The organism is Pseudovibrio sp. W74, assembly GCF_001623085.1.
In the GTDB taxonomy this organism is placed as follows: Bacteria; Pseudomonadota; Alphaproteobacteria; order Rhizobiales; family Stappiaceae; genus Pseudovibrio.
The window spans coordinates 1-8,328 of the sequence record NZ_LMCJ01000050.1 but is presented as its reverse complement, the minus strand read 5'-3'; the positions used below and the strand labels follow the sequence as shown (position 1 = coordinate 8,328).

Below are 8,328 nucleotides of genomic sequence, written 5' to 3'. Positions count from 1 at the left end.
TGGCGCTCTACCGCTCCAAGAACGGTGGCCGCTCTACTTATACCTGGTACGAGTCCAGCATGGATGAAGAGCTGGAACGTCGCCGCGAGCTGGAAACAGAGATGATCCGTGCGCTCAAGCTCGACGGCTTCTCAGTCGTGTATCAGGCTCAGGTTGGTCTGGCAGACAACAAACTCAAAGCTTTTGAAGCCCTGCTTCGTTGGGTCCATCCGGAAAAAGGCCGTATCTCACCAGAAGTCTTTATCCCAATTGCAGAAGACACAGGCCTTATTGAAGCGCTCGGCGAATATGTGCTCAAAAAAGCTTGTACTGACGCGGCAAGTTGGGCTGACACAAGCCTGAAAGTCGCCGTCAACTTCTCGCCTGCACAGTTCAAGACCGGATTGATCGAGCAGAAGATTTCAGAAGCCCTCGAAGAATCTGGTCTGGCACCTGAGCGCCTTGAGATCGAGATCACCGAAAGCCTTCTGATTGCCGATACCACCAGCGTGGTGAAGTCGCTCAAGAAGATCGGGAACATGGGCGTGTCCATCGCCATGGATGACTTCGGCACTGGCTATTCTTCCCTAAGCTACCTTTCTCGCTTCCCGTTCAACAAAATTAAGATCGACCGCAGCTTCATCATGAACATCGGCAAGGATGCCCACACCGACGCAATCGTTGCTGCGATTATCGGTCTTGGCCGTTCACTTGACGTATTGATCACAGCAGAAGGCGTTGAAGAAGAAATGCAGGCCCAAATCCTGCGAGCCGGCGGCTGCGATATCGTTCAAGGTTATTACTTCGGCAAACCATCTAACGTTGATCCGGCCAATCCGCACGCAAATGTCCGCTGCACGCTTGGAACACAAGAGGCCAAGCAGATTGAAGCTGCCTACGTCGGATAACCTCTCAAATAAGCCTAGCGAGAATAGCAGGATATCTCTCGCTAGGTGCAGCACGCTACCTTGACACAAATGACCCGCGCTTGGGATTCGCTGTGAGGTAGCTATGGCAGACAAGAGCAATGCAAATACTGAGGACATGAGCGAAGAGGAGGATCTTGCGGAGATTGCACGGCCCTTCCACTACTTGTCGTTCTTCCAGCTACTTCAATCCCTCATTACAGCTCTCTTGCTGGGCGTCGTCGCACTCATCTCTCTGGAAGTGCTCATGTCACCCATTCCAGAATCTGCATTACGGCCCATGCTGATCTGGCTTGCACTGGCATTCTTCTTCGTCGTAATCGTCGTGCCGAAAAACTTCACACTCGGCTTTTTGTGCATGTTGCTCTGCCAACTTGTCGCCTGGCGGATTGCCTCACTTTATTATGCATACCTGCTCAGCTGGCCGCTTGCCTTTGCCTTCTTCGTCAATCTCATCTGGTTCCTCAGCACAATCCAGCGCAATTCATTTGAGACCGCAGGCCGTGGCCTGACACTTTGGCAATGGCAACTCACCTTCTTCCGCATTCTGGTTGGCTTTGTGATGGTGCCACACTTCACCGACAAGTTGTTTGCCGGGTCTCTCCCTTACATGGAGCATGTAGAGTTCTTCTCCCTACTCGGTTATCCCGACCCTGCAATGATTATTGATGCCGCAGGCTTGGCAGAACTGGCCATTGCAATTGGTATCGGCCTCGGGCTGCTCACCCGTCTCTCTTGCTTCTTCGCAGCCGCCTATATCTTGTTTGCAGCAACATTGAGCGGGGCGCTGGAGCACGGCTTTGTCTCCTTTGCCACAGCCGTCTCATGGGAGTTGCCGCTGATCTTGTTTGCGTCTTATCTTAGCTTCACCACCACAGGAGGGGGAGAATTCTCCATAGATGGCGCATTGCGCAGAACAGGTAAGATGCCCGGATGGATCAAACTGCTCATGGGAGACACAGGCCTCGCCCACAATGAGCATGTCGATTGAGTAAGCGATAACTGGTTCCCGCTGCGATCACATTACATTGCAGCGGCAGAACGAGCGGCCTGATCGTAGTGACCTGACACACTGCGCAAAACAGATGCAAGCCGGGACAGCTCGGCTTCATCAAGCCCAAGCTCTTTCACGGGCTTCACCAGCAAGGCATCACGCAGCTGCTTGTAAGCATCACAAAGCGCACGACCTTCCTCTGTAATCTCGGCAATTTTCTCCTTACCGCGCTTACCGGATTGCACAAGGCCAGCCTTCTCCAGCTTTTTCAAAGCGTAAGACACCGTGTGCGTGTCCTCAATGTTCAGAACGAGACACAGATCAGCCAGCGTTTTTGATCGCTCACGGTGATTGACCGAGTGAAGCACAAGCGTTTCCAGAGGGGATAACCCCTCCTGTCCTGCAGCTGCCATGCATCGCACCATCCAACGATGATAAGCATTCACCATCATCGTCACCGCAAATTCCACCTCAGACAGTGCGGGCAATTCACCCGATGCAAGGTGCGATGAGGACACGACCGGTCCAACGCCCAGCCCACCAGTATTTTTCTGCTCTAAAGCATCACTCATTTTTGACCTCACAACCACCAAGTTAGAATTGCGCAGATTCGCACCATCTCGCGCAACATAATGTCGAGAGTTTACGTAGATCACACAACCTCTCTTAAAAGACCAGTCCACGTAATTTTCAATACCAATCGCTGCGTTTCTCCTGACTCTCACATATTCACATTGACAATATGTCTACATTTTGTAGGTGTATCACAGAATAAGATTTCAAATCGAGGTGGGACAAAACATGACAATGGGCAAGTGGGACTTCTGGATCGACCGCGGCGGCACCTTCACGGATATCGTTGCACGCACACCTCAAGGAGAAATACGCGCCCATAAAGTCCTCTCCGAAAACCCTGAGGCCTACAAAGACGCCGCCATTCAGGGCATTCGCGACCTCATGGGCGTTGCCAAAGACACCCGCATCCCGTCCGACCAGATCCGGGCAGTAAAGATGGGCACCACAGTCGCCACCAACGCACTGCTGGAACGTAAGGGGGACCGCACCCTTCTGCTCATCACCAAAGGCTTCCGCGACGCTCTGGAAATCGGCTATCAGGCCCGCCCGGACATCTTCGCCAAAGAAATCATCAAACCAGAGCTGCTCTACGATCAGGTTCTGGAAGCTGATGAGCGCGTCCGCGCTGATGGCACTGTTGAAGCGGCTCCGGACCTTGACCAGATCAAAGCCCAGCTCGAAGCAGCCTACGCTGACGGCACACGCTCCATCGCTATCGTCTTGATGCATGCCTATGCCTTCCCTGAGCACGAGAAGCAGCTGGCGAACATCGCGAAGCAGGTCGGCTTCCCGCAGATTTCCGTCAGCCATGAAGTCTCCCCGCTCATGAAGCTGGTAGGCCGTGGTGACACGACTGTTGTTGACGCTTACCTCTCCCCAATCCTGCGCCGCTATGTGGATCAGGTTGCTGGTGAACTCGACATCCAGAAAACCGACTGCCGTCTCATGTTCATGCAGTCCTCCGGCGGTCTGACCGACGCCTCCCTCTTCCAGGGCAAAGACGCTATTCTCTCCGGCCCGGCTGGCGGTGTTGTTGGCGCAGTCGAAACCTCCAAAATGGCGGGCTTCGAAAAACTCATCGGCTTCGACATGGGCGGCACCTCTACTGACGTCTCCCACTTCGACGGCGAGTTTGAGCGCGCCTTTGAAACCGAAGTGGCTGGCGTTCGCATGCGTGCGCCGATGATGATGATCCACACCGTTGCGGCGGGTGGCGGTTCAATCCTCCATTACAAAGACGGTCGCTTCCAGGTTGGTCCAGATTCCGCTGGAGCAAACCCGGGACCGAAGTGTTACCGCCGCGGTGGCCCACTCACCGTCACCGACGCCAATGTCATGACGTCCAAGCTCAACGCCTCCTACTTCCCGAAAATCTTCGGTCCAGATCAGGACGAGCCGCTGGCAATCGAAGAAGTCAAAGCAGCCTTCAACGCGCTCGCCGCTGAAATCGGTGATGGCCGCACTGGCGAGGAAGTCGCAGAAGGCTTCCAGAAGATCGCCGTTGAGAACATGGCTAACGCCATCAAGAAGATCTCCGTTCAGCGCGGCTATGACGTCACCGAATACGCCCTCACCTGCTTTGGCGGTGCTGGCGGCCAGAGCGCCTGCATGGTTGCCGACAGCCTCGGCATGAAAACCGTCATCGTGCACCCGCTCTCCGGCATCCTCTCTGCTTACGGCATGGGCCTTGCGGATATCCGCGCCACCCGTCAGCAAGCGGTCGTTAAAGAGCTGGACACCGACAATCTGACAGCTCTTGCAGACCTCGCTCAGCGCCTTGCAACAGACGCGAAAACAGAAGTCGAAAATCAGGGCGTTGCAGAAGACGAGCTCTCCATCCTTCCGCGTGCGCACCTGCGTTATGACGGCACCGACACCCCAATCGCGGTGGATCTGAACACCGGTGATCTCGATGCCATGGTCGCCGCCTTCACCCAGAACCACATCAAACAGTTCGGCTTTGCCTACGAGAACAAGACCATCGTGGTCGAAGCACTCGAAGTGGAAGCCATTGGTGGTGGCGCTGGCCTTCAGGAACCAGACGAAGCACTGGCAGCAAATGCCCCGGCAATTGCAGAGCAGACCCAATTCTACGCAAACGGCAAATGGCAGGATGCGTCCATCCTCAAGCGCGATGCGTTCCAGCCGGGTATGAAGCTGCAAGGCCCTGCCCTCATCATGGAACCACACGCCACCATCGTTGTGGAAACGGGCTGGCATGCGCAGGTCAACGCCAAGAACCACATCATTCTAACCCGCACCATTCCGCTGGAGAGGAAAGTCGCTCTCGGCACCACCGCAGATCCGGTGATGCTGGAAGTGTTCAACAACCTCTTCATGTCCATCGCGGAACAGATGGGTGTAACCCTTCAAAACACCGCCTACTCCGTAAATATCAAAGAACGCCTCGACTTCTCCTGCGCGGTCTTTGACCAAAACGGCGCGCTGGTAGCAAACGCACCGCACATGCCGGTGCATCTCGGGTCCATGGACCGTTCCGTTGAGGCGATCATCTCCCTCAACAAAGGCAGGATCAAACCGGGCGATGTATTCGCACTCAACGCTCCTTACAACGGCGGCACCCACCTGCCGGATATCACCGTTGTCTCTCCGGTGTTTGATGACGACGGCAAGGAAATCCTGTTCTGGGCAGCCTCCCGTGGTCACCACGCTGATGTCGGCGGCTCCGCTCCGGGCTCCATGACCCCACTCGCCACCAAGGTGGATGAAGAAGGCGTCTTGATCGACAACTTCAAGCTGGTGGACCAAGGCGACTTCCGCGAAGAAGCTCTGGTCGAACTGCTCACCAACCACAAATATCCGGTCCGCAACGTGCATCAGAACGTGGCCGACCTGAAAGCCCAGATCGCCGCTAATGAGAAGGGCGTTCAGGAACTGCGCAAGATGACAGACCACTTTGGTCTGGAAACCGTGCAGGCCTACATGGGCCACGTGCAGGACAATGCTGAAGAAAGCGTTCGCCGTGTGATCGAAGCACTCTCCGACAGTTCCTACGAATATCCAACGGATCAGGGCTCAACCATCAAGGTCAAGATCACCGTTGATAAGGACAAGCGCGAAGCAACTGTTGATTTCACCGGCACCAGCCCGATGAAAGAGAACAACTTCAACGCACCGGAACCTGTCACCCGCGCCGCTGTGCTCTACTGCTTCCGCGTCATGGTGGAAGGCCACATTCCGATGAATGCAGGCTGCCTGCGTCCAATCAACATTGTGGTGCCGGAAGGCTCCATGCTGCGTCCGCATTATCCGGCAGCAGTTGTGGCAGGCAATGTAGAAACCTCGCAGCACATCACCAACGCGCTGTTCGCAGCTCTCGGTGCCATGGCGAATTCACAAGGGTCCATGAACAACCTGACCTTCGGCAACGACACCTACCAATATTACGAGACCCTGTGCTCCGGCTCTCCAGCTGGCCCGGGCTTCAACGGTACTGATGGCGTCCACGTCCACATGACCAACTCACGCCTCACCGACCCGGAAGTTCTGGAGTTCCGCTATCCTGTGTTGCTGGAAGACTTCCACATCCGCAAGGAAACAGGCGGCAAAGGCAAGTGGCATGCAGGTGACGGCACCAAACGCACCATCCGCTTCCTGGAAAAGATGGACTGCGCAATCCTGGCCTCTCACAGAACCATCGCTCCAAAAGGCATGCAGGGCGGCGAAGATGGCCAGAAGGGCCGCACCTACGTGCGCCGCAATTCCGGCCAGATGGAAGAGCTGAAAGGCTGCGACCAGACAATTCTGGAAGCCGGCGAAGCCATCACAGTCGTCCCCCCAACCAGCGGCGGCTGGGGCACCCCAGAATAGGCAAACAAGCCACTGAACCCACCAACGCCCGGCTCACCCAGCCGGGCGTTTTTATTTTGCATTAAAAAAAGGAACCACATTGCTTTCAGTGCTTTGCGTTTCGAATTTTATAGATATGATCATCTCTAAAATTTCCAAACTAACACGTAGCTTACTGGCAATCGCAGACGGTGTAATACCCAACTCTCTCTGCAACATTTCTAAAGCATCTGGTAACAACTCTGGAGTTTCAGATCTTACATTGTCGTCATAACGCTCGACTTTTGTTTGACCACTCTTGTTCAGCCAGACATTTCCACCTCGAAACTGTTGCGCAGAAATCAGGTCATTCTGGTGAGCTTTATACAAAATCGCACGTGCGCTCACGCCCCACCGAACCTTTAGTTTATAAATAAGACTCCAGTTCAGACGACGTCCTTTAAGGTCTGGGAATTCTGAAATAAAGGCCGCGCGAGGAAACAACAATTCACTTGCAAACCTATCAGCTTCACTCTCGGTAACGTTATCGCCCGTTACGACTCCCTCATGCAAAACAAAATGACCGCATTCATGAGCCAAATCAAAACGCATTCTACATACACTTTCCTTAGCGTCATTCCGCACAATTATGGGAAATTTTCGGCTAAGGGATAAAGCATCAACCTTATCTGAAACCCCACCAAAATGAGTTATGATTACACCCGCGTTTTCCAAGACTCTCGTCAAATTTGGAATGGGTCCACGTCCTAGCCCCCACAGGTTTCGACACTCAAAAGCATATTGCTCGATCTCTTGGTTGGAGTAACAATCTTTAGGATTGTCAGGATTAGGAAAATTGGCTGCAGGTAGCTCTAGGAAACTATGAATTATTTCAACTAATTGCTCAAAGATAGAACCATACGCAGCCACTCTATTTGCGACACCTACAGGCGTAGTCTTCCGCTTACGAAAATGGCATTGTTCTACTCTCACCTCATTCGTGAGAGGTGAGGAAAAGAAGGCCTTTTCGACTGCTAAAACTTCTCGGAGTACATTCAATACATCTGTTGCAGGCTCTCGAACATCGCTTTCCAACTGATGTATAAACTGCCTTGAAACACAGGCTTTCTCGCCTAACTCTTGCTGAGTTAGCCCATGTAGAAGGCGGGCTAACCTTAATTTTTCGCCATAAAAATGGCACTTATCATTCATCGTTTACACTGACAGCAGTTATTTGTTTCTTCAACTTAATTGGTACTTTGGGTGTCTGACTTGCTTCTGGTGGGCTGTCTAACACGGCGTCCAATCTTATAGTTTTGTCTTCTAGCGGGATATTCCAAATCGACACAATGTTCCCGTTCTTGCTATGCCCTGCAAAATACATTTTATCAGCAGCATGCATACAGAATGCTTCAATCACTATAAACCATGAAATAGATGATTGCAGAGCTAGGTCAGGGAACATCTCATATTGTCGCGCGGCCTCTTCTGATGGAACAAGCTTTCCATAAGGCATCAAATCATCGAGGCTTTTTCGTATAAATCTTACTGGAACACCGTTGATCGCGAAAGTAAACTTCTTGTCGTGAGTGAGGATAGATAAACCTTCAATAGCTTCAGCTTCTGAAAGCTCTATCAATCTTGAACGACAACACTCGTAACAACGAACTCCCAAAGACAGATTCGTATCGCCTAACTCTTCATTGTGAAGATCTATAACTTCACCACGAACAGTTTTAAAGGCTTGAGCAATAGCTTCAATTGTATCTTTTGATAATTGTGGATTCACTTCCCAAGGCGTCGGCTTCATTCAAAATTCCTCTAACTTGAATGAAACTTACAGTATGCTTTTTATTAATTTTGTCAAGCAATGCGATTGTTGACAAGCTGTAATAAAAAATGTCAATCGTTTCAGCATCTAGATATGCCCCTCTTGATATTTCACCAAACACCAGTAGCACCACATGGCATCCCATGCAGTGGTGAAGCTAGAGTTCCCGATAGTCGGGATGAGCAAGGCGGCAGGCAATGCCTGCGCTGTTTGTTAGTAATGAGTCTTCGGCA

At 52.4% G+C, this 8,328-nt stretch carries 6 protein-coding genes; 3 read left to right on the top strand and 3 right to left on the bottom strand.

The genetic code is table 11. The annotated features are described in order from the left end of the window. Together PsW74_RS29470 and PsW74_RS21455 are read left to right on the top strand one after the other, a co-directional pair. On the top strand, positions 1 to 887 hold an 887-nt coding region (locus PsW74_RS29470; protein WP_208988088.1), incomplete at its 5' end, for an EAL domain-containing protein. Between the two features lie 103 nt (positions 888 to 990). After that, positions 991 to 1,896 (top strand): DoxX family protein, encoded by a 906-nt coding sequence (locus PsW74_RS21455; protein ID WP_063289959.1) that lies wholly within the window; start codon positions 991 to 993, stop codon positions 1,894 to 1,896. Between the two features lie 32 nt (positions 1,897 to 1,928). On the opposite strand, the gene PsW74_RS21450 is transcribed toward PsW74_RS21455, so the two are convergent. Then, the gene (locus PsW74_RS21450) at positions 1,929 to 2,471 is read right to left on the bottom strand and encodes a winged helix DNA-binding protein (protein WP_057465707.1); all 543 of its coding nucleotides are present in this window, start codon (positions 2,469 to 2,471) and stop codon (positions 1,929 to 1,931) included. A 235-nt stretch (positions 2,472 to 2,706) separates the two neighbouring features. On the opposite strand from PsW74_RS21450, the gene PsW74_RS21445 reads away from it, so the two are divergent. Beyond that, entirely contained in the window at positions 2,707 to 6,306 is a 3,600-nt protein-coding gene (locus PsW74_RS21445) for a hydantoinase B/oxoprolinase family protein (protein ID WP_082830666.1), read from the top strand. Positions 6,307 to 6,357: 51 nt separating this feature from the next. On the opposite strand, the gene PsW74_RS21440 is transcribed toward PsW74_RS21445, so the two are convergent. Together PsW74_RS21440 and PsW74_RS21435 are read right to left on the bottom strand one after the other, a co-directional pair. Further along, complete coding sequence (locus PsW74_RS21440; protein ID WP_063289961.1) at positions 6,358 to 7,476, bottom strand: XRE family transcriptional regulator; 1,119 nt, start codon at positions 7,474 to 7,476, stop codon at positions 6,358 to 6,360. Then, positions 7,469 to 8,074 carry a hypothetical protein gene (locus PsW74_RS21435; protein WP_063289962.1) on the bottom strand — a complete coding sequence of 202 codons (606 nt, stop codon included), beginning with the start codon at positions 8,072 to 8,074 and terminating at the stop codon, positions 7,469 to 7,471. The genes PsW74_RS21440 and PsW74_RS21435 overlap by 8 nt, the downstream gene beginning before the upstream one ends. Positions 8,075 to 8,328 lie beyond the last annotated feature (254 nt).